This is a genomic window from Prochlorococcus marinus str. MIT 9314 (assembly GCF_000760035.1).
In the GTDB taxonomy this organism is placed as follows: Bacteria; Cyanobacteriota; Cyanobacteriia; order PCC-6307; family Cyanobiaceae; genus Prochlorococcus_A; species Prochlorococcus_A marinus_B.
Window position 1 is genome coordinate 138456 of record NZ_JNAO01000008.1, and the last position, 24469, is coordinate 162924.

The 24469-nt window shown below is 32.7% G+C and carries 28 protein-coding genes, 1 tRNA gene and 1 pseudogene; 19 read left to right on the forward strand and 11 right to left on the reverse strand.

The genetic code is table 11. The annotated features are described in order from the left end of the window. The 6 genes from EU98_RS09495 (at window position 1) to EU98_RS04935 (ending at window position 4665) form a co-directional block, all read left to right on the forward strand. On the forward strand, window positions 1-99 hold the full coding sequence (locus tag EU98_RS09495) for a photosystem II reaction center protein T (RefSeq protein ID WP_011131951.1): 99 nt from the start codon (window positions 1-3) through the stop codon (window positions 97-99). 98 nt (window positions 100-197) lie between these two features. Then, window positions 198-677: a transcriptional regulator NrdR gene (nrdR, locus tag EU98_RS04955; protein ID WP_032515640.1), complete on the forward strand. Its 480-nt coding sequence runs from the start codon at window positions 198-200 to the stop codon at window positions 675-677. 109 nt (window positions 678-786) lie between these two features. Beyond that, window positions 787-1878, forward strand: a complete 1092-nt coding sequence (locus tag EU98_RS04950) for a 30S ribosomal protein S1 (protein WP_032515641.1) — start codon at window positions 787-789, stop codon at window positions 1876-1878. Window positions 1879-2015: 137 nt separating this feature from the next. After that, window positions 2016-3257, forward strand: a complete 1242-nt coding sequence (gene metK, locus EU98_RS04945; protein WP_032515642.1) for a methionine adenosyltransferase — start codon at window positions 2016-2018, stop codon at window positions 3255-3257. A gap of 13 nt (window positions 3258-3270) precedes the next feature. Next, window positions 3271-4500, forward strand: a complete 1230-nt coding sequence (locus EU98_RS04940; RefSeq protein WP_032515643.1) for an FGGY-family carbohydrate kinase — start codon at window positions 3271-3273, stop codon at window positions 4498-4500. 92 nt (window positions 4501-4592) lie between these two features. After that, window positions 4593-4665: transfer RNA gene (locus EU98_RS04935), tRNA-Phe, on the forward strand. Window positions 4666-4753: 88 nt separating this feature from the next. On the opposite strand, the gene EU98_RS04930 is transcribed toward EU98_RS04935, so the two are convergent. After that, window positions 4754-5173 carry a hypothetical protein gene (locus tag EU98_RS04930; protein WP_032515644.1) on the reverse strand — a complete coding sequence of 140 codons (420 nt, stop codon included), beginning with the start codon at window positions 5171-5173 and terminating at the stop codon, window positions 4754-4756. 147 nt (window positions 5174-5320) lie between these two features. On the opposite strand from EU98_RS04930, the gene EU98_RS04925 reads away from it, so the two are divergent. The 3 genes from EU98_RS04925 to EU98_RS04915 all read left to right on the forward strand — a co-directional run bounded on the left by EU98_RS04925 (window position 5321) and on the right by EU98_RS04915 (window position 6778). After that, window positions 5321-5956, forward strand: a complete 636-nt coding sequence (locus EU98_RS04925) for a TVP38/TMEM64 family protein (protein ID WP_032515645.1) — start codon at window positions 5321-5323, stop codon at window positions 5954-5956. 116 nt (window positions 5957-6072) lie between these two features. Continuing rightward, window positions 6073-6252 carry a hypothetical protein gene (locus EU98_RS04920; RefSeq protein ID WP_032515646.1) on the forward strand — a complete coding sequence of 60 codons (180 nt, stop codon included), beginning with the start codon at window positions 6073-6075 and terminating at the stop codon, window positions 6250-6252. After that, window positions 6227-6778: a phycobiliprotein lyase gene (locus tag EU98_RS04915; protein ID WP_032515648.1), complete on the forward strand. Its 552-nt coding sequence runs from the start codon at window positions 6227-6229 to the stop codon at window positions 6776-6778. The genes EU98_RS04920 and EU98_RS04915 overlap by 26 nt, the downstream gene beginning before the upstream one ends. Here EU98_RS04915 and EU98_RS04910 read toward each other — a convergent pair. Next, complete coding sequence (locus tag EU98_RS04910) at window positions 6762-7274, reverse strand: R-phycoerythrin subunit beta (RefSeq protein WP_032515649.1); 513 nt, start codon at window positions 7272-7274, stop codon at window positions 6762-6764. The genes EU98_RS04915 and EU98_RS04910 overlap by 17 nt on opposite strands. Before the next feature lie 177 nt (window positions 7275-7451). Between EU98_RS04910 and EU98_RS04905 the strand changes: the two genes are divergently transcribed. From EU98_RS04905 to EU98_RS04895, 3 genes are read left to right on the forward strand one after another with little or no spacing between them, the layout of a single operon-like run. Beyond that, window positions 7452-7658: a hypothetical protein gene (locus EU98_RS04905; RefSeq protein WP_032515650.1), complete on the forward strand. Its 207-nt coding sequence runs from the start codon at window positions 7452-7454 to the stop codon at window positions 7656-7658. A 22-nt stretch (window positions 7659-7680) separates the two neighbouring features. After that, window positions 7681-10089, forward strand: a complete 2409-nt coding sequence (locus tag EU98_RS04900; protein WP_032515651.1) for a UvrD-helicase domain-containing protein — start codon at window positions 7681-7683, stop codon at window positions 10087-10089. Between the two features lie 5 nt (window positions 10090-10094). Then, window positions 10095-11342 (forward strand): CCA tRNA nucleotidyltransferase, encoded by a 1248-nt coding sequence (locus EU98_RS04895; RefSeq protein ID WP_032515653.1) that lies wholly within the window; start codon window positions 10095-10097, stop codon window positions 11340-11342. Here the strand turns inward: EU98_RS04895 and selD are convergent, their stop codons facing one another. Further along, the gene (selD, locus tag EU98_RS04890) at window positions 11343-13514 is read right to left on the reverse strand and encodes a selenide, water dikinase SelD (RefSeq protein WP_032515654.1); all 2172 of its coding nucleotides are present in this window, start codon (window positions 13512-13514) and stop codon (window positions 11343-11345) included. A 10-nt stretch (window positions 13515-13524) separates the two neighbouring features. Here selD and mtnP point away from each other — a divergent pair. After that, window positions 13525-14419, forward strand: a pseudogene (mtnP, locus tag EU98_RS0108905) (S-methyl-5'-thioadenosine phosphorylase). 43 nt (window positions 14420-14462) lie between these two features. Here mtnP and EU98_RS04885 read toward each other — a convergent pair. The 6 genes from EU98_RS04885 to EU98_RS04865 form a co-directional block, all read right to left on the reverse strand. Then, window positions 14463-14660 carry a photosystem II reaction center protein J gene (locus EU98_RS04885; protein ID WP_011375864.1) on the reverse strand — a complete coding sequence of 66 codons (198 nt, stop codon included), beginning with the start codon at window positions 14658-14660 and terminating at the stop codon, window positions 14463-14465. A gap of 9 nt (window positions 14661-14669) precedes the next feature. Continuing rightward, complete coding sequence (locus EU98_RS09500; RefSeq protein ID WP_002806119.1) at window positions 14670-14789, reverse strand: photosystem II reaction center protein L; 120 nt, start codon at window positions 14787-14789, stop codon at window positions 14670-14672. Between the two features lie 11 nt (window positions 14790-14800). Beyond that, entirely contained in the window at window positions 14801-14947 is a 147-nt protein-coding gene (gene psbF / locus EU98_RS04880) for a cytochrome b559 subunit beta (protein WP_011375863.1), read from the reverse strand. A gap of 2 nt (window positions 14948-14949) precedes the next feature. Further along, window positions 14950-15198: a cytochrome b559 subunit alpha gene (psbE, locus tag EU98_RS04875; RefSeq protein ID WP_002806020.1), complete on the reverse strand. Its 249-nt coding sequence runs from the start codon at window positions 15196-15198 to the stop codon at window positions 14950-14952. A gap of 138 nt (window positions 15199-15336) precedes the next feature. Beyond that, entirely contained in the window at window positions 15337-16350 is a 1014-nt protein-coding gene (locus EU98_RS04870) for a photosynthesis system II assembly factor Ycf48 (RefSeq protein ID WP_032515655.1), read from the reverse strand. Between the two features lie 9 nt (window positions 16351-16359). Further along, a complete protein-coding gene (locus EU98_RS04865; protein WP_032515656.1) occupies window positions 16360-16788 on the reverse strand; it encodes a rubredoxin in 429 nt (142 codons plus the stop codon). A gap of 77 nt (window positions 16789-16865) precedes the next feature. Here EU98_RS04865 and EU98_RS04860 point away from each other — a divergent pair, with 77 nt between their 5' ends. Genes EU98_RS04860 through EU98_RS04850 form a run of 3 tightly spaced genes read left to right on the forward strand, consistent with a single transcriptional unit; the run spans window position 16866 to window position 18497 of the window. Beyond that, the gene (locus EU98_RS04860; RefSeq protein ID WP_011817786.1) at window positions 16866-17228 is read left to right on the forward strand and encodes an NAD(P)H-quinone oxidoreductase subunit 3; all 363 of its coding nucleotides are present in this window, start codon (window positions 16866-16868) and stop codon (window positions 17226-17228) included. Window positions 17229-17232: 4 nt separating this feature from the next. Beyond that, window positions 17233-17967, forward strand: a complete 735-nt coding sequence (locus EU98_RS04855) for an NADH dehydrogenase subunit K (RefSeq protein WP_032515657.1) — start codon at window positions 17233-17235, stop codon at window positions 17965-17967. Next, window positions 17967-18497 carry an NAD(P)H-quinone oxidoreductase subunit J gene (locus EU98_RS04850; protein ID WP_032515660.1) on the forward strand — a complete coding sequence of 177 codons (531 nt, stop codon included), beginning with the start codon at window positions 17967-17969 and terminating at the stop codon, window positions 18495-18497. The genes EU98_RS04855 and EU98_RS04850 overlap by 1 nt, the downstream gene beginning before the upstream one ends. Here EU98_RS04850 and EU98_RS04845 read toward each other — a convergent pair. Beyond that, complete coding sequence (locus EU98_RS04845) at window positions 18494-19879, reverse strand: gluconeogenesis factor YvcK family protein (protein ID WP_032515661.1); 1386 nt, start codon at window positions 19877-19879, stop codon at window positions 18494-18496. The two genes, EU98_RS04850 and EU98_RS04845, sit on opposite strands and share 4 nt — an antisense overlap. A gap of 130 nt (window positions 19880-20009) precedes the next feature. On the opposite strand from EU98_RS04845, the gene EU98_RS04840 reads away from it, so the two are divergent. Further along, on the forward strand, window positions 20010-20795 hold the full coding sequence (locus EU98_RS04840) for an ABC transporter ATP-binding protein (RefSeq protein ID WP_072165450.1): 786 nt from the start codon (window positions 20010-20012) through the stop codon (window positions 20793-20795). A gap of 5 nt (window positions 20796-20800) precedes the next feature. Beyond that, entirely contained in the window at window positions 20801-21646 is an 846-nt protein-coding gene (locus EU98_RS04835) for an MlaD family protein (RefSeq protein ID WP_032515662.1), read from the forward strand. Between the two features lie 7 nt (window positions 21647-21653). Here EU98_RS04835 and bchD read toward each other — a convergent pair whose 3' ends face one another. Continuing rightward, complete coding sequence (gene bchD, locus EU98_RS04830; RefSeq protein WP_032515663.1) at window positions 21654-23831, reverse strand: magnesium chelatase ATPase subunit D; 2178 nt, start codon at window positions 23829-23831, stop codon at window positions 21654-21656. Between the two features lie 48 nt (window positions 23832-23879). Here bchD and folK point away from each other — a divergent pair, with 48 nt between their 5' ends. Then, window positions 23880-24446 (forward strand): 2-amino-4-hydroxy-6-hydroxymethyldihydropteridine diphosphokinase, encoded by a 567-nt coding sequence (gene folK / locus EU98_RS04825; protein WP_032515734.1) that lies wholly within the window; start codon window positions 23880-23882, stop codon window positions 24444-24446. Window positions 24447-24469 lie beyond the last annotated feature (23 nt).

The following is a 24469-nucleotide window of genomic DNA, read 5'->3' on the forward strand; positions in this document are numbered from 1 at the left end:
ATGGAAGCTTTTGCTTACGTTCTTATCCTAACTCTCGCAGTTGTTACATTATTCTTTGCTGTCGCTTTTAGAGATCCACCTAAATTCGATAGAAAATGAACTTTTAAAAAACCTCTTTACTAAGAGGTTTTTTTTTTACTTTCCATAATTAAAGTATTACTCTACTATTAGGGTTAAAGTGTAACTTATTTCACCACATGCAGTGTCCAACCTGTCAAAACACAGATAGCAGAGTTTTGGAATCAAGATCTGCTGATAGTGGTAAAAGTGTTCGAAGAAGAAGAGAGTGCTTAAATTGCAGCTTTAGATTTACAACTTATGAAAGAGTTGAATCAATGCCAGTTTCAATTATAAAGAAAGACGGTAGCAGAGAACTGTTTGATAAACAAAAATTATTTACTGGTATATCAAGAGCTTGTGAAAAGACTAACTTCAGTAGTGAAGCAATTATTAATTTCGTAGATGGAATTGAATCACAAATAGTTCAAGACTCTAATAAAGATATTAAATCCTCAAAAATCGGAGAATTAATACTTAAAAATCTTAGGAAAGAAAACGAAGTTGCCTATATAAGGTACGCCTCGGTTTACAGAAAATTTAATGGGGTCAAAGATTTTATTTCTACTCTTGAGTCTCTCAAAGGAAATTCAAAAAACCAATTAGCTTCAATTTCATAAAATACAGCATCTTAAAGTGTAGAATACATATCACAAATGTTCTTTGCTATTAGTTTGCAGGCTTGTAGCATTCCTTTCTAACTACCTAAGGTAGTCTGCGATACAAAAAATGAACGAAAATTCTTCTCAAACCATTAAAGAACTTTCTGAAGATCAAGAAATTAAAAATTCATCTGAATTAGGCAAAGATTCAGAATCCCAAAATGAGGTAGATTTATCATTTGAGAATACCGATATCCCTTCAGCAGACTCTTCCTCGAGCAGAACAAATACCGATTTTGAAAATGCAGGATTCACGCAAGAAGAATTTGCATCACTTTTAGGTAAGTATGACTATAACTTTAAGCCTGGCGATCTAGTTAAAGGTACCGTTTTTGCTCTAGAGCCTAAAGGAGCCATGATAGATATAGGGGCAAAAACAGCTGCTTTTATGCCTGTCCAGGAAGTTTCAATAAATAGAGTTGAAGGACTTAATGATGTTTTACAACCTTCAGAAAGTAGAGAATTTTTTATAATGAGTGAGGAAAATGAAGATGGCCAATTAGCCCTCTCCATTAGAAGAATTGAGTATCAGAGAGCATGGGAAAGGGTTAGACAACTCCAAAAAGAAGATGCAACTATATATTCTGAAGTTTTTGCAACAAACAGAGGTGGAGCTCTTGTAAGAGTAGAGGGCTTGAGAGGTTTTATCCCTGGCTCTCATATAAGTGCTCGAAAAATTAAAGATGACTTAGAAGGCGAATATTTACCTTTAAAATTTCTTGAAGTTGATGAAGAGAGAAATAGATTAGTACTAAGTCATAGAAGAGCTTTGGTTGAGAAAAAAATGAACCGACTTGAGGTAGGAGAAGTTGTTGTTGGTTCTGTAAAAGGTATTAAACCTTATGGAGCCTTTATTGATATTGGTGGAGTTAGTGGTCTATTGCACATTTCTGAAATTAGTCATGAACATATTGAGACTCCTCATAATGTTTTAAATGTGAATGACCAAATGAAAGTTATGATAATTGACCTTGATTCAGAAAGAGGACGAATTTCATTATCTACTAAAGCACTTGAACCCGAACCAGGAGATATGCTAACTGACCCTCAAAAAGTTTTTAGTAAAGCTGAAGAAATGGCTGCTAAATATAAACAAATGTTATTTGAACAAACTGACGAGAACGAAGAGATTCCCTCAGCTTCAGCTGAATCAGTATAACTTCACTTAATTTATTTTGTGCACGAATATCAGAACTTAAGCCTCATTATTCTTATACAAGTATTTTTAATTAACAATAATTGATTTGTAACGATAATCTAATTTAGGATATTTCCTAATTCTAATATTATTTGTAAATGAGTGATTTCATTTTTACTTCAGAATCCGTAACTGAAGGTCATCCTGACAAAATATGTGATCAAATTAGTGACGCTGTTTTAGACGCTTTATTGACAGAAGATCCAGAAAGCAGAGTTGCATGCGAAACAGTTGTTAATACGGGTCTTTGTTTACTTACTGGAGAAATAACTTCAAAAGCAAAAGTCGATTATATAAAACTTGTAAGAAATGTAATTAAAGAAATTGGATATGAGGGCTATAGAGCAGGTGGTTTTGACGCAAATAGTTGTGCGGTTTTAGTAGCACTTGACGAGCAATCACCAGATATTTCTCAAGGAGTAAACGAAGCAGATGATGATAACGATGATTTGGAAGAAAATACAGGTGCTGGCGACCAAGGCATAATGTTCGGCTATGCATGCGATGAGACGCCTGAATTAATGCCCTTACCCATCAGCTTGGCTCATAGATTAGCCATTCAACTCTCAAAGGTAAGGCACGAAAACGTACTTAATTATCTACTCCCTGATGGTAAAACTCAAGTAAGTATTGATTATAAAAATGGAGTACCACTATCGATTAATACCATTTTAATTTCAACTCAACATAATCCTGAGATAGATGGCATGACAAATGAAGAAGAAATTCGTCAAAGAATAAAAGAAGATTTATGGAAGAATGTTGTAATTCCTGCTACTGAAGATTTAGAAATCAAACCAAACATTCATACAACAAGATTTCTAGTAAATCCCACGGGCAAATTTGTCGTAGGGGGGCCTCAAGGAGATGCCGGACTTACTGGAAGAAAAATTATAGTAGATACTTATGGGGGTTACGCAAGACACGGAGGAGGGGCATTTTCGGGTAAAGATCCCACAAAAGTGGATAGATCAGCTGCTTATGCAGCACGTTATGTAGCTAAAAGTATAGTTAAGGCAAAATTAGCAAAAAAGGCAGAAGTACAATTAAGTTATGCAATCGGAGTTGCAAAACCGATTTCCATTCTTGTTGAAACTTTTGATACTGGCGTTATTTCACAAGCTAATTTGACTGAGCTCATTAATAAGTACTTTGATTTAAGACCAGCAGCAATTATAAAAGAATTTGATCTAAGAAATCTACCAAAAAAAATGGGTGGTACATTTTTCAGAAAGACTGCATCCTATGGACATTTTGGCAGAAGAGATCTAGTTCTCCCTTGGGAAAAGGTAGAAGAAAAAGCAGCCCAATTAGCGGAGGCCTCCAAAGTATTTTTATAAAAATATTAATTCTATGCCTGATAATTTTTATGGGGGATTAGATTTTGGAACTAGTGGCGCAAGAATATCTATAATAAATATTCATAAAGAATTGATATATTCAAATTCAGTTCCTTATTTATGTAGCTTTAAAAATCCAAATTCTTGGATCAATTCTTGTGAAAAACTCTTAGGGTGTTTACCTATTGAGGTAAAAAGTAACCTTCAAAAATTGGCTATATCTGGCACATCAGGAACTTTAACAGCATCAACTTTACGAGGAGAGTCAATAGGAGAAGCAATATCTTATGACCAAGCATGTAATGAACATAAGATCCTTCTTGAATCATTAACTTCTGGAGAAGATCATCTGCGAACTCCATACAGTAGTCTTGCTAAAGCATTAAAACTAATAGATAAATATGGGACAAATATACTTTTACGACATCAATCTGATTGGATCACTGGTTGGTTTTTAAAAGATTGGACTTATGGAGAAGAAGGTAATAATCTAAAACTTGGTTGGGATCTAAAAAAAGAATCATGGCCAAAAAGCTATCTCAATACTTCATGGGGAAAATGCCTGCCTCAAATAATAAAAAGTGGGAAAATTATTGGACAAGTGAACTTTGATTTAGCAGAGAGATTTAACTTGAATAAGAAATTAATATTAATCTCAGGCACTACTGACTCTAATGCAAGTGTAATAGCTGCAGGTTTAGGGAAAGAAGATGGTCTCACAGTTTTAGGAACAACTATTGTAGTTAAGAAAATTATTGATAATCCTATAAAAAAACAAGGAATTACAAACCATAGAGTAAACGGCAATTGGATATGCGGAGGGGCATCAAACGCAGGCTGTGGTATATTGTCTAAGTTTTTCTCTGATTTAGAAATAAAAGAGCTCAGTCGACAAATAAATCCATCAAAAAACACTTCTTTAAATCTTTTACCTCTTAATAGCAAAGGAGAAAGATTTCCTGTTAATGATTCTAATTTAAAGCCGATACTTGGTCCAAGGCCAGTAAGCGACTCACTTTATTTACATGCATTATTCGAGGGTCTAGCTAACATCGAACTAAAAGGATGGGAAAAGCTAGGCGAACTAACAGGTTCACTTCCAAAAAAAATTATAACTATTGGTGGAGGTTCAAAAAACCCTCAGTGGAGAAAAATAAGAGAAAATATAATCAATATACCAATAGTTTCATGTAAAAAAACCACTTCATTTGGTACAGCCTTGTTAGCGATGAACGCAAAATAAAAGTTTTTTTTAGATATTTGATGAAGATATAAAATTTTTAATTAAAAGGGTTTCACAAACTACACATCTTAATTTAAAGTATATAGGTTAGAGCCGGGATAGCTCAGTTGGTAGAGCAGGCGACTGAAAATCGCCGTGTCCCCAGTTCAAATCTGGGTCCTGGCACCTTTAAAACCTCTTCTATGAAGGGGTTTTATATTTTCTAAAGTAGTAGAAACTTACTTTTTATTTTGTTTCTAGAATTTAAAATTTGTTAGTTTTCTACTCTGCAGACTTGACCAATAACACCCAAAATCAATTCATCACCATTTGGATCTTGCCAATCAGCTAAATCATTAAAATTACTATTTACTTCATCAATAGTGACATCAACGTCTCTAAATGATTTTTCAAAACAATTTATATCCATTGTATAGAGAATATCCTTAGTAATATCACTTTTTGTTTTAGGAATATATTTACTCAATACTCTCACAGAACCATCCTCATTCCTTTTAATACTTTGCCTATCCCACAACTGTTCTCCATATTCACTCTTAGGGACTCCAACCCATTCATGAGGCAAAGCATTTGCTTGTTTTATAAAAATACAAATGGAAACGATTATTGACAGAACTAGGCCAATGCTATTGCTAATAAATATTGAACTAACTTTATTCTTAGAATCAACCATGAATACTTGTTAAATACAAAAATCTTTTATCTAGAGTAAATATAAGATTAAAAATTTGTAAAAATTTTTATTGATTAGTATTTCCATTATAGATAGAATCAAATATTAAACTCAAAAATTACTTCCAATAAGTTAATTAGAAAGATAATGAATAAAATACAAAAATTTCTCTCAGTAGTTTTTTTTATAGCAATATTCGTTGTATTGATTTACTTAATCCAAAATTATGGGATTGAACCTCTGAGAAACAAAATAGAAAGTATGGGAATTTGGGCACCTTTTGGAATATTCATACTTAGAGGAGTAAGTATTATTTTACCCGCTCTTCCAAGTTCAGCTTATTCTCTGCTAGCTGGTTCATTACTAGGATTTCAAAAAGGTTACATCACAATAATCTTTTCTGATATTGTTTTTTGCCAAGCTGCTTTCTTTATTGCAAGAAATTTTGGTCGAGTTCCTGTACGTAATTTAGTAGGCCCGAAAGCAATGAAAAAGATTGAAAGTTTTAATCAAAACCAGCTAGAAGAAAATTTCTTTCTTATGACTGGTTTACTAATGACTGGCCTTTTTGATTTTCTAAGCTACGCAATTGGTATTGGAGGAACTCGCTGGAAAATATTTACTCCTGCATTATTAATAAGTCTTCTAATCAGTGACTCTATACTTGTCGCAGTAGGAGCTGGAGTTAGTCAGGGAGCAGGATTATTTCTTGGGATTGCTCTATTGGGAATGTTTGCTTTAGCGACTATTTCAGGATTGGCAAAAAATAAAATGCCTAAATAACAAAACAGTTGATAATTTTGCAATCAAGAAGAAAGATATGACATTTTCGCAAACAATAACTATATAAATAATGATTCATGCAAGAATAGAAATCGATTAATTTTTAAAGTTATTAGATGACTCCATTTAGACCAACTTCATATGATCGCCCTGGGGAACAAATATCAACTACTCCTTCTGGATTAAAAGTAACTACTGCAAAGAGATTAATGGTGGATTCAATGGTAAGAATGATACAAAAAGCAGAAAATCATTCTGTAGAAGATAAACTTGACGAAGAATCTAACAATAATTAATCAATTCATTGATAAAAGTATAGGAGAGTGGAAATCTATTAGAAGTACTCACACTCTAGCTTTTCAGGAATTTGAAAACTCAACCAGTAAAATATACATAAAACATATCAACAAAAAAAATAAAAAAGTCGTTGAAATTTTTAAAAATTATAAATTTAGTTTAAAGCTAGAGAGCATAGCCATTTCTATAAACTGGCAAGCAATTAGTGATTGGGACAATAACGATATCCGTGAGGGAGATGAAACTATTCTGATTTTTTTACCCAAAGATGAAAATTCAGGAATTGTTTTAAGAAATAAAGGTTATGCAGAATCCTTCATTTCATCATCCAATTATTTTGTTGATGAACAAAATAATTTACACATTAAAACTATTTATAAATCAACAATTTCTGAAGAAAGAATTTCCTTTTTATCCACGCATGTAAGATCCAGATTTTCTACTATTAAAAATCTTGAAAATAACTCAGTTATACAAACGTCCCATACTTCAGAGATAAGGAATTTAGCTAGTTTAAAAGATTAATTATCCTTTCAAATTGAAACTCTGTTTCAGATATTAATTTAGGAAGAAAGCCTTTGTTTCCACGCATATTATTAACTGTTGAATTCAAATCAGAGATAGTTGCATCTCGCATTAATTCAAAAACCCTTCTTGCATTTCTTAGAGGTACCCCAAGAGCAAGATAAGTATTTTTAAGATCCTTCAAACAACTTTTTTCTAAAACTGATTCGTCATTTGAAATTAAAAGATAAGCAACAATCCTTAGGATTATTTCTCCATCTCTTAAACAAACGGACATCTTGTTAGTTGTATTTAAAGATATTTTTGAATTAAGTGAATCTTGATTTTCACAAATCATTGCTGTTACAGCGTCTGCTGCGATTGCATGTGAATTATTGGTTATTGAGGTTATTGCATCTAATCTTGAGTTTGCAGTATTAATAAATTCTTTTATATTGCTTAAATCATTTAATTTCTTATCGGCTGACAATAGTTGATTATTCTTTGAAACTGACATTCCTGTAGTAAAAAATTAAAGACCGATCTTAAGAATAATACAAAGGTAGTAAAAACAATATAATTTCAAACTTAACGCAACGCTTCTTAATTAATAACTTCATTCCAAAGTGATAGTTGAAATAATTCAAATAAAAAATTTTTTTCCGCTAAAATAAAACTACATTTTAATAAAGTTTTGGATCAACAGGATTTAAAATTATCAAAGAAACTTATTTCCTCTTATAAAAAGAGATTGGAAAAAGAAATTCTAGACAGAAGTATGAAATTAAAGATGCCTCAAAATAAATTTGAAGAAATAATTAATAACAATAATGAACTTATCAATTTAAAAAAAATGTTAGAAGTTCTAGAAACGGAATCCGAATCTCATAGTAAAGTCTGATTTTTGAAAAACCCTTCCAAAAGTGCCTCAAACCAACAATTTCCTTTTTAAGTCCCTAAACAATCAACAACTTCAAGCGGTAAAACATGTTTATGGACCACTATTAGTTGTTGCCGGTGCAGGTAGCGGAAAAACTAAGGCTCTTACTCACAGAATTGCAAACCTTATTGAGGGTAACTCTATAGATCCCTATAACATTCTCGCAGTCACTTTCACTAACAAAGCTGCCAAAGAAATGAAAGCAAGATTAGAGGTTCTTCTAGCCCAAGAATTAGCTTTAAATCAATTTGGTCAGCCTTGGACAACTCTCAAAGATATTGATCAAAATCAATTAAGAACAAACGTTCACCAAGAAAGGCTTCAGAACCTTTGGATCGGTACTTTCCATTCTTTATTTTCAAGACTTCTTAGATACGATATTGAAAAATATACTGATCCAGAAGGGCTAAAATGGACAAGGCAATTTTCAATTTACGATGAAACAGATTCTCAAACATTAGTAAAAGAAATTATTAGTCAAGATATGAATCTTGATCCAAAAAGATATGATCCCAAAAAGATTAAAAGATTAATAAGTAATGCTAAAAATCAATGCTTAACTTCTAATGATCTTTTAGAAAAAGCAGATAATAATTTTGATAAAACAGTTGCAGAAGCCTACAAGAGATATAGAATTTCTCTCTCAAAAAATAATTCTTTAGACTTTGATGATCTTCTACTTTTGCCAGTTTTCTTATTGAGGCAAAATGATATAGTCAGAGATTACTGGCACAAAAGATTTAAACATATTTTAGTTGACGAATATCAAGATACAAATAGAACACAATATGAACTTATAAAATTAATTACGGCTGGAAATACTGAACCAAAAAAATTCTTCAATTGGGAAGATCGATCAATTTTTGTAGTTGGGGATGCTGATCAAAGTATTTATAGTTTCAGAGCAGCTGACTTCAGAATTTTAATTGGTTTTCAAGAGGATTTTAAAACTTCTCTTAATGAAGAAACAAAATCATCTTTAATTAAATTAGAAGAAAATTATAGGTCATCTTCTAATATCCTTGATGCTGCAAACTCACTAATTGAAAACAACTCTGAAAGAATTGACAAAGTTTTAAAGGCTACTAAAGAAAAAGGGGAACTTTTAACTTTACTCAGCTGTGATGATGAAATTTCCGAGGCAGAGGCAATTACCAATAAAATAAAATCACTCAATAACCATAATCAAAAACCAATTTGGAAAAATTTTGCGATTTTATACCGAACCAGAGCTCAGTCAAGAGTATTAGAAGAGTCTCTTGTAAGGTGGCGCATTCCTTATACAATATTTGGAGGATTGCGTTTTTATGATAGAAGAGAAATTAAAGATGCAATCGCATATTTGAAAGTTCTGGTTAATTCTTCAGATAACGTTAGTCTTTTACGAATCATAAATGTTCCTAGAAGAGGGATTGGTAAGACTACTATTCAAAAACTTAATGAACTATCTAATAGGTTAAATATCCCATTATGGGAGGTTCTCAATGATAAGCAAAGTCTTGAAGAAACAATAGGCCGATCATCAAAAGGAATTAATAAATTTACTGAAGTTATGAATGATCTACTTTGTTATCTTCAAAATTCAGGCCCTGCTCAACTATTACAACTAATCTTAGAAAAAAGTGGTTATTTAAGTGACTTACTTTCTAGTGGGACCGAAGAATCTGAAGATAGAAGAAATAACTTACAAGAACTAATTAATGCAGCTACTCAATATGAAGAAGAAACAGAAAGTGGAGATGTAGAGGGATTTCTTTCTACAGCAGCCTTAACAACAGATAATGATACGAAGAAAAACAATCCCAACTCTGTAACTCTCATGACTCTGCATAATAGTAAAGGTTTAGAATTTCAAAATGTTTTTATCACTGGACTAGAACAAGGTCTCTTCCCTAGCCATAGATCAATAGATACTCCCTCACTTCTTGAAGAGGAAAGAAGATTATGCTATGTAGGTATTACTAGAGCTAAAGAAAGAGTTTTCTTAAGTCATGCCAGAGAAAGAAGATTATGGGGTGGAATGCGTGAAGCAACAATTCCTTCAATATTCCTTTCAGAAATACCTGAAGATTTATTGGATGGCGAATTACCACAAACTGGTGGTGCTTCAATTAGAAGAGATTGGCATCTTGATCGTTTAACTAGAGTTGATCGAAACAATCCAAATGAATTTGTTAGCAAACCAATAAATGCAGTAAGGAAATTATATTCAGGTCCCAGTAAAGGGAAAAGCTGGATAGTTGGAGATAAGCTAATTCACTCAAAGTTTGGGAAAGGTGAAATCATACATATTTTTGGGAGTGGGGAAAAAATATCTTTAGCAGTAAAATTTGGTGATAAAGGAAGTAAAATTCTAGATCCCAGATTAGCTCCAATTCGTTATGTAAGTTAAAACTCATGAACGATATCTCTGATTACATCCAAGGGGAATTAATCAAAACTCCATTTAATCTATATAACCTAATTGCTAAATACATAGAATCCAATAACAATACTAAAGTAGCTTTCGTTGGGGGTTATTTAAGAGATTTATTAATTAGTAAATTCCACAAAAAATCGTTTTCTAAACCTGTAGATATAGATCTTGTTATTGAAGGATCCTCTATTTCTCTTGCAAAATTTATAAAAAAGAATATTGTAAATGTAGATTTATGTTTAATCAAGGAATTTAATTTATACAACACTGTAGAAATAAATATTAATGATTATAAAATTGATATTGCTTCTGCTAGAAAAGAAATTTATTCTGCTCCAGGCGTAAATCCCATAGTAAATAAAAGTACTATTGAAGAGGATCTTAAGAGGAGAGATTTCACTATAAATTCAATCGCCTTCGAGGTCTCGACAAGGAAAATCTATGATCTTTATGGAGGAGTTTCTGATATTAAAAGTAAAAGATTGAACTTACTTCACAGTAATAGTATTTCAGATGATCCAAGTAGATTAATTAGATGTGCAAAATATGCTTCAAGGTTAGATTTTAATATTTCAAATAATTCCCTCAAACAATCTCAAGAAACAGTTAGACAATGGCCATGGAAAAGTTCAGAAACTCATCAGAAAATGATTTACCCTCCTGCACTAGGCGTACGAATAAGGATGGAACTAGCTGAAATATGCAAACAAGATAGTTTGACTAATGTAATTTCGATAATTCATAAATGGGAAATTATCTCAATCTTAAATGAAAATATTAAAGTCGATAAAAGGTTTTTAAGAGGACTAAATTGGATTAAGAAGTTAAAGGGAAATCATATGCTTTACTTATTAAAAGATTCAGAGGATTTAGACAAAGCATGTCAAAGATTTTTGGTCAATAATAGTGAGATAAAAATATTAGAAGATTATTTAAAAATCAAAAAGATTTTAAATACAAACCAAAAAAATTTCAATCATTTTTCTTCATCAAGTTGGACAGAATTTATTGAGGAGAGAAACCTTAATGATGAGACGGTCAAATTATTAATTTGTGATGGAGGACCATACTGGCGTAAATTGTTTAAGTGGTTATTTATTTACAAATTCATAAAATCAAAAAAAGATGGAGAAACATTAAAAAAAGAAGGATGGGATCCAGGGAAGGAGATGGGAAAGGAAATCAAAAGATTGAGATATTTGGAAATTGACAAATTAAATAGAAATTAATTACATTTTTACAACCTCTCCAACCTTGTACCATTTATCCTTTAAAACATTTTCATATTTACGATTGCAACTAATCAACAAGGGTCCACATGTTTGAGGATCTAATAATAATGATATTCTCTCGTTAAAAGTCTCTTGCTCTAATGAATTTTCGTTTAAAAAATTAAGTATTCTTTTTTGCTTATTTACTTTATAAATTTTGTCAAAAATTTCTTTATTAGATTCAAAGAAAGTACTTTTAACATCTTTTTTTATTAAATCAAATACTCCAGGATAAGCTTTAAATGCAAATAAATCTAATAAAACTTTTAATGGCTCAAGATTATTGCTTTTCCTATATAAATTTGATGATTCAACCATTTCCTTAAGATGTCCAATAAATCCATATCCAGTAATGTCAGTAGCAGCATTGACTAATGATTCTTTAAATTGATTTTGAAAAAGATAAATTTCATCAATTAAATATTGCTGACTCTTTACTAAATTATTAATTACTTCAGAAGAACTACCTAGCTTATTAATATTTTGCATTTGACCGGCAAAGTAAATCCCAACGCCCAGAGGTCTAGACATCATGAGAATATCTCCAATATTCATTCCAGATTTAAGCCATGGTTTTGCTCCATTTTTTAAAATACCTTGAACTGTTAAAGAAATATCTATTCCTAATGAATAAGGTTTATTTACTAAACTTCTTGCCTCGAAAGTATGGCCTCCAAGTAATTCACCTCCATGATCATGAACTGTTGATTTAATACCTTGAAGTGATTGAGAAAAGAGATAACTCTGAAATTCCCTTTCAACTTTTGGTAATGAAATTAAGGCCTGCGCGGATGAAAGTTTTGCTCCGCATGCCCACAAATCTGAGCATGCATGCAAAGTAGTAATTTTTGCATTAAGCCAAGGATCACTTACCAAAGCAGGAAAGCCATCTAAACTTTGTAAGATAATATCTTGACCATTTTGATATATCTCCACTGAATCTTCAGGAGATGAAGCAAAAGAATTTAAATTAGAATTTATTAATGATTTATTCAAAACAAACTGAGGAATTTTAGCTGCACATCCTCTGCAATCATTCAATGAAATATTTTTTTCACTACTTTTCATAATTAGCCTTTTTGCTCTGAACGTTTTGATAAAATTGAGATCAATTTTATGCTTTAAAATCCAAAAAATAAAAGAAGGGCCGAAAACAAGATTGCGATAAATAGCAAAAGCCTTTGGATGATGGCTTGGAAATATATTTACTATTTGCAATCCGATTTTTTGAGGAGACCACTTTTTTAATGATCTTCCCTCTATATCTTTTTTTAGATTTTGTACTAATGTATTTACAACTTTTACTGCAAAAACTCCCGATGCTGGTCTTTTTGCTGAACCTACAACTGCGCAATCACCAATAGCAAAGATTCCAGAGAAACTTTTTATCTGCAAATTCTGATTTGTAATTATTCTGCCATAAGAATCCGAATCTAATAATTTTTTTTGTGCCCATGACGGAGACGTATTTCCAGTACATAAAAGAATCTTGCCATAATCAAAATTAAGTTTTTCAACTAAATCAATATTGGAATTCCGTAAACTTTTTAGAATTCTATTATTAATTTTTCTTGAATCACATAATAGTTTTAAGGGTCTATCTCTCCATCTTTTTCTCAAAGCATATGATACTTCAATTGCAGCAAGGCCACTCCCAACAATTACAAATGGGAGTTCATTAACTGAATCAAAAATGTCCTCTTTTAGTATTGAGTCATAAGCCCTTAAAAAAGGTTTAATTGAAAAAGCATTTCGATTTTTAACTAGTGATTCAAATTCTTTTGGAATTATTGTTTGACTTCCATAATTAAGCACCAACTTCGAATAATTAATTGAAGGTCTATTACTTAAAACAATTTTCTTTAAATTGAAATTAATATCCTTTACTTCTTCTTCTATAAAAGATACTTTTGCATTTTTTGCTAAAGATCTTACATCAATTAAACTCTCTTCTAAAGTGATTGATTTTGAAATCACCGATGGGAACATCGCCGAATAAACCAAATGAGAATCTCTAGATATAATTGAAACAGGAATTTCTGGCATTAATTTCGGAAACATTAACCATTTCTTCAATAAAGAAACATTTGAGTGTCCCCCTCCAATTAGTACCAGATGATTAAAAGTCATTTACATCACTATGAATAAAGAACATTTATTACCAATTGAAAAATCAAGATTAGGAGTGATTGGTGGAAGTGGATTTTATTCAATGGATCAAATAGAGTACTTAAGAGAACTAGAAATTAATACTCCCTATGGTAAACCTTCTGATTCAATAAAAGTATATAATCTTTGAAACCTAGAGATAGCATTTATTCCTAGGCATGGCAGAACACATAGTTTAAATCCTTCTGAAATCCCTTACAAAGCTAATATTTGGGCTCTAAGATCAATAGGAGTAAGATGGATTATTGCTCCATCAGCAGTTGGTTCATTACAAGAACAGATAAGGCCACTTGATATAGTGGTTCCAGATCAATTTATTGACCGGACAAAAAATAGACCTGCAACCTTCTTTAACGAGGGAGCTGTCGCTCACGTAACTATGGGAGATCCCTTCTGCACAAATTTATCACGTATACTAAGTGAAATCGGAGAAAAAAATATTCCTGGCGGTAGACAATTGCATAGAGGGGGTACCTATCTAGCAATGGAAGGTCCCGCTTTCTCAACTAGAGCAGAATCTAATTTATATTAGGAGTTGGGGATGTTCAATAATTGGAATGACGAACCACACAGAAGCAAGATTAGCTAAAGAAGCTGAAATAGCTTACTCCTCCTTATCTATGGTTACTGATTATGATTGCTGGCATCAAACTCATCAAGAAGTTTCTGTAGAGATGGTTTTAGATAATCTTAGATCAAATACTGAAGTGGCTAATAAAATAATATATGAAGTAGCTAAATTAATTGAAAAAGAAAGACCAAAAAGTAAATCCCATTTTTCATTAAAAGATGGATTGATAACCCAAAAAGAAAATATCCCAAGCTCCACAAAAGATAAACTAAGGATATTTACTGATTCTTATTAGGCTTATTTGATATAAGTGATTGTCAGGTCAAGGTAAGGATTTGTTAGCCTCCAGCTCCAACGCCTTGGTATGAACCATAGAAAAATATACCTAAAACGAAGATAACTGCAATCCCTCCTGCTGTAGCTACAAGCCATAGAGGAAGAGTTCCTTCAGTCCATCTTCTTTCCCATGCAACTGCTGGTCTACCGTCTGGAAGTCTATCTGGAATTCTTCCATCTGGTCCTTTTAATTTACTCATGATTTTAATTTAATTGAAAAAGTAACTGGAAAATAAAATTCCCAATACAAAGACTGATAATAAGCCTAAATAAAGGCTTGTACGATTAAGTTCAACTGGAACTTTGTTAGGATTTTCGTTTACTTGCATGATAGTTAAATTTATCGGGCTACAAATTGCATAGCAGCAATAGAACCTAAAAAGAATACTGATGGGATAGCTAGAGCGTGAACGGCTAGCCAACGGACAGTAAAAATAGGATAAACGCGGACTTCCGCAGCCTGCATTGGAGCTTGAGAATTAGTCATTGTTATTTTGTTCTTAAATCTAGTTGAGATTTGGCTTCATATCTTTGTGTTACAACAGGTGCTTTAGATTCAGATGATTGGAAATAACTATCTGGACGAGGAGTTCCAAAAGCATCGTAGGCTAAGCCTGTATATACAAATAAAAAGCCTGCTATAAAGATAGCTGGTAATGTTACTGCATGAATAATCCAGTATCTAATACTGGTGATTATTTCAAAGAATGGGCGTTCACCCGTTGAACCTGCGGCCATAATCACAAATGTTTACCATATGATCTTACAGTGTAAAATCATAAGTTCGCGAAGAATTTAACAGCTTGGTTACAGACAGTTGTTAAATTAATCCAAAATTAATATTTTTTTTATTATTTTTTTTTAGTTATTACAGATTTAGCCATTCCATTTAAGAATGTAACCACGCTCGCCAAGTATGAATCCTTTTTGATTATCTAAAGACTCCTTATCAAGAAAAACTATTTTTATATAGTTAGTAGGCAATGCAGAAGCAAGAGGATCTGAATTCCAAGTTTCACCTTGATCTTTACTTACTATTAAAGTGCCATTACCACCGCCAGCCCATATGTCACCATTTGGATCCCATCCCATATCTAAATAATTGTAACCATTAAGAATAGGGATAATAGGCTTTGACCAACTTTCTAGATTATTAGAATCTTCATTAAATCTAATTTCCGCACCTCTTGAAAGCATCCATAAACTTCCTTCTGGATTGAAACCAATGCTTTGCACTCTCTTACTACTTGCTCTTTGGTGAGCAATCCAAGTATTACTATCACTATCAAGAGTAGAGAAGAAATTTCCAAGACTGCTTACGCTCACATAATCACCGCTAGATGTTCTTCTTAAATCTCTTATACCTCCCTGTTCCGAAGGATCTGACACTTTTGCCTCCCATGTTTCACCGCTATTGGAAGTTTCATAAATAGCTGCTGAGGTTGTTGCCAATTGAGCAACTCCTTCATCAATAGTGGTAACTAAGAAAGGTTGGCCTGGTAACTTCCCAAGTGAAAGCCTAGTCCAATTTTTACCTTCATCTAAAGTATGCATTACAAGAGAGGGTTGCCCTATTAACCAACCTTCAGAACCCTTAAAATCGATATCGAGAAGGCGAAAGTTCTCTTCCGCAGAAATATCTAATGATCTTTTTTCCCATGTTTCACCACCATCAGTAGATTCCATAATCAATCTGTTTGAGCCTACTAAAAACCCATGATTATCATCTATAAAATCAACATCTAAAGCATTAGCCTGATCTTCAAACTGAATTGTTTTCCAAGGGCTGCTTTCATTCATCTTGACGCCTGTAGATGAACAACTGCTTAAAACAAAACAGAGAACTACAGATAAAAGGAGGTTAGGAATACTGGTAAAAAAATTTTTCATTTAATTATTTTAATGCAAAGAGTACAAAGAAAGGAACATAGCAGCAGCAAACGCCAAACCTCCAAAAATCAATATATTTTTTTGTCCAGGAGGTAAACTATTAAATCCAAATCCATAAACTAAATTCTCTTCAAATCCACTAGGTTTTGCTCTAGATCCAATATCCTTATAAAAATTTTTACCGGCTCGACAAACAGGGCAAGCAAAAGTATTCCCATCCAACTCTGAAAAAGGAGTATTTTTAGGTATGTTTAATTTTTTATTTCCTTCAGACGGATCATAAATGTATCCACAACTTCTACATTCGAATCTATTTTGTTCTAAATTAAGAGTAGGTTGTTCAACATTTACTCCTGTGGAGTTTTCAGAAAGGTTTTCTTTCTGAGAGTCTTCAACTATTTTGTTTTCCTCAGAGGCTGGTTGAATGTTTTCACTCACGGTTTATTATTGTTCTTTAAGAACTTTAAAAGATTTTGCTTAATTAAGCGACTTTTATTCAAAATTAATTTTTTAAGATGTTTTTATTAACTGGCTATGAATACTTTTTAGGTTTCCTTCTAATTGCCGCAGCTGTTCCAGTATTAGCTCTAGTTACTAATCTCATCGTTGCCCCAAAAGGCAGAACAGGGGAAAGAAAACTTACATATGAATCTGGAATGGAGCCTATTGGGGGAGCATGGATTCAATTTAATATTCGTTATTACATGTTTGCCTTGGTTTTCGTTATATTTGATGTTGAGACAGTATTCCTTTATCCTTGGGCTGTTGCCTTCAATAGATTAGGCTTATTAGCTTTTATTGAGGCTTTAATCTTCATAGCAATACTTGTTATTGCCTTAGCATACGCATGGAGAAAAGGTGCTTTAGAATGGAGTTAAAAAATTGAATCCACAATTATCCCCAAAAGCAATAAGAGAAATTCGAGAAGGGACTTGCAACCCTCTTGGGGCACCCCAAGTTACTACAGATTTAAGCGAAAATATTATATTGACAAGCTTAGACGATCTTCATAATTGGGCCAGACTAAGCAGTCTATGGCCTCTCTTGTACGGAACTGCTTGTTGTTTTATAGAATTTGCTGCCTTAATTGGATCAAGATTTGATTTTGATAGATTTGGATTAGTACCTAGAAGCTCACCACGGCAAGCAGATCTAATAATAGTTGCAGGGACAGTAACAATGAAGATGGCACCCGCGCTTGTAAGACTTTATGAACAAATGCCTGAACCAAAATATGTGATTGCCATGGGTGCTTGCACAATCACAGGCGGAATGTTCAGCGCAGATTCTACAACTGCTGTAAGAGGAGTTGATAAATTGATACCAGTTGATTTATACCTTCCAGGATGTCCACCAAGACCAGAAGCAATTTTTGATGCTGTTATTAAATTAAGAAAAAAAGTTGGTAATGAATCAATTTTAGAGCGCACAAAAACAGAGCAAACCCACAGATACATAACATCTGATCATGAAATGAATCTCGTTTTCTCTGAAAATACAGGTGAATATCTAAACAAAACTTCAGCTAACGTAATAACCCCTTCCAAAAAAGAAAAAATAACCGAATTACCTGAAAATACCGAAAAAACTAAAATTATTAATCCTGTAGAAGATTGATGGAAAAAGACGGTACAGCCACATCCTCAGATACTTTAATAGAAAAAGAAGGGTTTATAAGCCAATCTTTGTCTAAAGATGGAATTCCAAATCAATCTTTATCTGATGATCACATAGGAATTGAAAACATTTCTGTGGAACCTAGCAAATTATATGAAGCAGTATCTGCCTTAAGAAGTTACGGTTTTAATTATCTCCAATGTCAAGGAGGATATGATGAGGGACCAGGAAAAAATCTCGTGAGTTTCTACCATTTTATAACTGTTGATGATTTACAAAAAATTGAAAAAATTAAAGAAGTCAGATTAAAAGTTTTCCTAAAAAGAGATTCTGATTTATCAATCCCTAGTTTGTATAAAATTTTTAAAGGAAGTGATTGGCAAGAAAGAGAAACTTTTGATATGTATGGAATAAATTTTATTGATCATCCAAATCCCAAAAGACTATTAATGCCCGAAGATTGGAGAGGATGGCCATTAAGGAAAGATTATATTCAGCCAGATTTCTACGAACTTCAAGATGCTTATTAATTTAATTTTTTTAATTTTCTGTATATAAACATAACTGCTCTTGCAAGTCTCCTTGGATCATGTCTAAGAGTTGGAGTTATTCTTCTTGAATACAATGGTGCTTGCAAAACATAATAACCCTCAGATAATAATTTTTCTTTATTACATTGGACAGGCTCTGCCCCTCTACTTTCGTAATAGTCTACTAATGGAGATTTTTCGAATTGAGTCTGAGATAATATTGAGTTAAAAATTCGAGTATTAACTCCAAAATTTGATAATTGTTTTTCTATTGCTTTGATATGTTGATAGACATCGAGTCCATCTGTTTCTCCAGGCTGAGTCATCAAATTACTTATATAAATTTTAGGAGCATTACTTTGCAATAAAGCATCTACTATCTCTGGTACTAAAAGATTAGGCAATAAAGAGGTGTATAGACTACCTGGGCCGAGAACAATTAAATCAGCTTCTTTTATAGATTCAAGAGCACTTGGTAGAGCTGATGGATTTTCTGGTAAGTAACCAATTCTCGAAATTAATTTTTTTGATTTACTGATCTTGCTTTCACCATAAATTTTTTCACCATCTTCTAATTCGGCCCACAACATAACATCAATATTTGTTGCAGGTAAAACTTGACCTTGTACGGCCAAAACCTTACTAGAGGCTTGAACTGCTTTTTCTAAACTGCCTGTAATTGTTGTTAAAGCTGACAAGAATAGATTTCCAAAACTATGACCTTCGAGACCACTTCCCCCTGAAAATCTGTACTGAAATAATCTTGTTAAAGTAGGTTCTTCGTTTGATAAGGCTGCCAAACAATTTCTAATATCTCCTGGAGGTTGTACACCTAATTGTTTTCTGAGAATTCCACTACTTCCACCATCATCAGACACAGTTACGATTGCTGTAATATTGCTACTGTAATTTTTTAAGCCTTTCAGTAAAGTCGATAATCCTGTACCGCCCCCAATTGCAACAATATTTGGACCTCTATTTAATTTACTTTTAACTCTTAATGCATCAACTAAATATGTATCTTTTTCTGGAACAAGCGCTTTTTGAATAGCATTAATACTTCTATTTTGTCCAATCCCGATTAATATTAATCCAATAAAAAAAATCAATGGTCCCATTAATGAAACAGGCAAAATACGTGTTAAACCTGTTATTACCCCAAAAAAGATTTCAATAAGCCAATAGAGCGGTCTTAAATTTGTCCAAATTACCAAGCCAAATAATGTAGTCAAAAATCCTATCGCCGATGTAAGCATCCATCTTTTTATTACCAGTCCTGGCAAAAGCCAACTCAAAATTCTTAAGATTTTGTTTAACAAGACAAAATTAGTCTTTTTAAAGTTTTTATAGTACCTTCTTACCCTTTTTTTACGCTTATTCATTAAAAAACCTCTTAAATTATTTTTCTCAAATTTCTAGACTATATAAAATCATTATAAATCAAATTCATACATCCTTTTTTTATTTCTAAAAATAGGCAAAATAAAATATATAGATGTTTTTATATAAGTTTTGAAAAAATCAAAGCATGCAGTTGAAACAAAAAACCTCTCAATAAGCTGGGGGGAAGTTAATGTGCTTAATCAAATAAATTTTGAACTTAATGATGGAGAAAAATTAGCTATTGTTGGCCCCTCAGGTTCTGGTAAATCAACCATATTAAAAATATTAGCAGGACTAATTTTACCTACCAAAGGAGAATTAAGAATATTTGGTGAGAAGCAAACATATTTGAGATTAGATCAAAATAATCCACCTGATGTAAGACTAGTTTTTCAGAACCCGGCTTTATTAGGATCTTTAACTATTGAAGAAAATGTTGGCTTTCTCCTTAAGAGAAATAAAAACCTATCTAAAAATTTAATTCACGAAATAGTATGTGAATGCTTAGCTGAAGTAGGATTATTTAATGTTGAGAATAAACTCCCAAATGAATTAAGTGGAGGCATGCAAAAAAGAGTGAGCTTTGCTAGAGCTTTAATTACTGATCAAACTCTTACTACAAAAACTAAACCCTTATTACTTTTTGATGAACCAACTGCAGGCTTAGATCCAATTGCCTCATCAAGAATTGAAGATTTAATTAATAAAACAAATGATAAAGCTAGCGGATCATCTATTGTGGTTAGCCATGTTCTTAGTACTATAGAAAGGACTTCAGATAAAGTTTTAATGCTTTATGGGGGTAAATTTAGATGGGCAGGTTCAATCGATGAATTTAAAGAGAGTAATGACCCCTATGTATTTCAATTTAGGAATGGAAAACTCGATGGTCCAATGCAACCCAAAGACATTTAGATATTATGCGTAGAAGCTTACGAGATTCAATAGTTGGGTTTTCCTTATTAGGGGGAATTTTAATATTCACATTTTTTTCTTTCTGGCTCAGAGGAGTAAGATTATCTTCAAAAAATTGGTACCTTTTTGCAGAATTTAATAACGCAAGCGGTTTATCAAAAAAATCTCCAGTTACTTACAGAGGAATTTTAGTAGGATCGATAGAAGATATCTTGTTTACGAACGAATCAATTAAAGCAAAAATAGTTTTAAATAATCCTGAAATTATTCTTCCTAGGCCAGCATTTGCAAGGGTAGTTACAAATTCTTTCCTTGGAGGAGATGTTCAAGTCGCTTTAGAAACTAGTGATAAGACAATTCCCAAAAACATTGCAAAACCTATATCCGAAAAATGCGATACCAAGTTAATTATTTGTCAGGGAGATACTATCACTGGTAAACAACTATCAAGTCTCTCAAATATAACTAATAGAATTAGCCAACTTCTAAAAGAAACAAATCAAGAAAACTTAATTGAGAACATCGTGAACTCAATTGACCAGTTTGATAGCACGCAAGAAAATCTTGATGAATTAATTTATTTGTCCAAACAAGAATTACAAAGAATTGAACCTCTAATAAAAGAAATTACAATTGCTGCTAATCATTTGAATAACATTTTGTCTACTATTGATGACAAAGAAACCCTTAATGATATTAAATTGACAATTAATGCTGCTAGGTCTATCTCAACCAAAATAGATGATATGAGTGATGATTTTAAAAAATTAACACAAGATAAAGAATTAACTAAATCTATAAGAGATCTAACGATTGGACTTTCAAAATTCCTTAACGAAATTTACCCATAAGAAATATTTAGAATTCATTTATTGCATTTAAAGCCATAGCTGCGATTGCTTTATCTGTAGCTTTTGGCAGTTGAACATATTTACCTTGAGCTGCCTCTGCTAATTCTTTACCAAATCCACTCGCTATAAATTTTCTCTCTGTATCAATAACTAAAAGTTTTATTCCAAGCATGGGATATTTTGCAGCGATATCAAGAACCTCTTGTTTTAAATTGATATTTTCATTATCTTTTCCTTCAACCTCATTTTGTCCTAGAGATAATCCTAATGGTACATTTCCTCTGCCATCAGTAATCCCCACAACAATCACTTGACCTATATCTCCTGTTGAAAGAGCATTTTTTGCTACTTTTGCTGATTGTGTTAGTCCATGTGCCAAAGGAGATCCTCCACCACAAGGCATTGTTTCCAATCTTCTTTTTGCAGCAGTTATTGATCTTGTTGGTGGCAAAAGCACTTCGGCCTGATTACCTCTAAAAGGAATAAGAGCTACTTCATCTCTATTCTCATATGCCTCTGTTAAAAGTCTTATGACAGCACCTTTGGCACTTTGCATTCTATTTAAAGCCATTGAGCCACTAGCATCAACTAGGAAAATTACTAAAGCTCCCGCCTTTTTTTGAAGAAGCTTTGCCCTAAAATCATTTTCTTCAATAATTATGGATTTATTGGGATTCCTTAATCTTCTTGATTTTTGATAAGGAGCGGCAGCTCGTAATGTTGCATCTACAGCAATTCTTTTGACTTTACCTCTTGGAATTATGGGTTTTACATATCTTCCTCTACTGTCACTAAATATGACTGATCTACTACCACTATTCCCTGCTTTTGCCTTAGCTGATGAAAAAAGCAATAAATCAGGATCAACATTACATGCCTCAGGATCAAGTATGAATTCTTCAGGTATTTCGGGAGTAGATTCTTCTTCTCCATCAGAATTATCTTCTTCTTGTTCTTGGTCTTGCTCATTATCATTTTCACTAGTTTCAGGTTCAGACTCTTCATTGTTTGATTGAGGTGGGGGTGGTGGACTCTGATCCTCTGGAGGTGGTGGTTGAATATCATCATCTTCTGGAGGTATTTGCATTGCTCGTGGAAGAATGACTAACCTTACTGCTACTTTTAGGTCTTCAGAATTTACATTCTCATCGCCTCTAAGAGCTGCATTAGCCTTTGCTACTTTCACTGCAAATAATTCTGACCTATGCCCTTCTACTCCTCCTCTAAGAGCTTCGTTCACTAAATAGGTTATTTGCTCTTTTGTTATCTTGACATCCTTTAACCATTGCCTTGCCAAAATTAATTGAGTGGATAAATTATCAGATTCTTCCGACCATTTTTCTGAAAATTTAATATTATTTTCTGCGTGGGATAAAACAGATTTTGTAATCTCAACTCTTTGAGCATTATCAATAGATTGATCTGCGGAAAGCACGATGGCAAAACGATCTAAAACATGATCTCTTAGGGCACCTTCTTCAGGATTATAAGTTGCTATTAAAAGTGACTTACAAGGATGAGAAAGGCTTAAACCATCTCTTTCAATATTATTTTTCTCTCTACCTGTGGCTTCAAGAATTAAATTCACAATGCCATCATCCAATAAATTTATATCGTCTACATAAAGAACACCTCTATGAGCCTCTGCTAAAATTCCAGGTTGAAAAACTTGTTCCCCCGTACTTAAAGATGCAGCAACATCAATTGATCCAACAAGCCTGTCTTCAGTTATGCCAATAGGAACTTGAATAAATGGGGCCTCTCTTACTTTTTTTGGAATTTCTTCAATTTGATTCAAATAATCACTTCCAATTACCTGCTCCAACAATTTATTAGTACTAATATCCCATTCCTCTGGTTTATCTGGATCTAGGTTCCTGCCAATAGGTCTTAATGAAATTCCACTATTTTTCTCAGTTAGCTTTTCCAGTATTAATTCATTATCTAATACCTCAATAGGAGGAAGTAAAGTATGTAAACCCCTTGCTAATACTGACTTACCAGTACCTCTTCCGCCAGCAATAATCACTCCCCCTAAACTGGGATCAACTGCTGCCAAGAGTAAAGATAATTTCAATAAGCTATGACCTGTAATTGCTGCCAAAGGGAAAGCTCTAAAAGAATCCTTTGACTTCATTAAATCTTTTATTTCTTCTTTTTCTTTTAACTCGGGGTTCAAAATCACTTTAAAAATGCCTGATATAGAATTTATCCAATAACTTTGTTTTTTGTAGTGGAATTATCAAATCTTAATATCAAAAATGGACTATGTATATCCCTCGGAGCAAATATTGATAGTAAATTCGGAAGCCCTCTTGAGTCACTATTAATTTGCAAACCAAAAATAGAGGAAATAATAAATGAGTGGGGAGATAGTTCTAACAAAAAAAAAGAAGAGAAAAAAAAATTTCATGCAAACTTTTTTTGGTCTTCAATTTATGAGACATTACCTCATGGTGTTGAAAATGAGCAGCCAAACTATTTAAACACTCTGTTACTTATAAAAAGTAATTCTTTCCCAAAACCATCAAATAAAAACGCAAAATTACTTTTAAAAGAGCTAAAAAAGTTAGAGAGATTTTTCGGACGAGAAGAGACCCCAAAGGGTAAGAAATGGCTATCAAGATGTCTCGATTTAGATATTCTTTGGTGGGAAGATTTTCATATGTTTGAGGAGGAATTAACATTACCTCACCCTAGATTCATGAATCGGAATTTCGTTATTACACCACTATCTGAAATCTTAAGTAGAAGCCAAAAAATCACAAAGTTTGATGACCCAAAATGGTCTATTTATTAATTTACAAAACCAAAAAATAACTG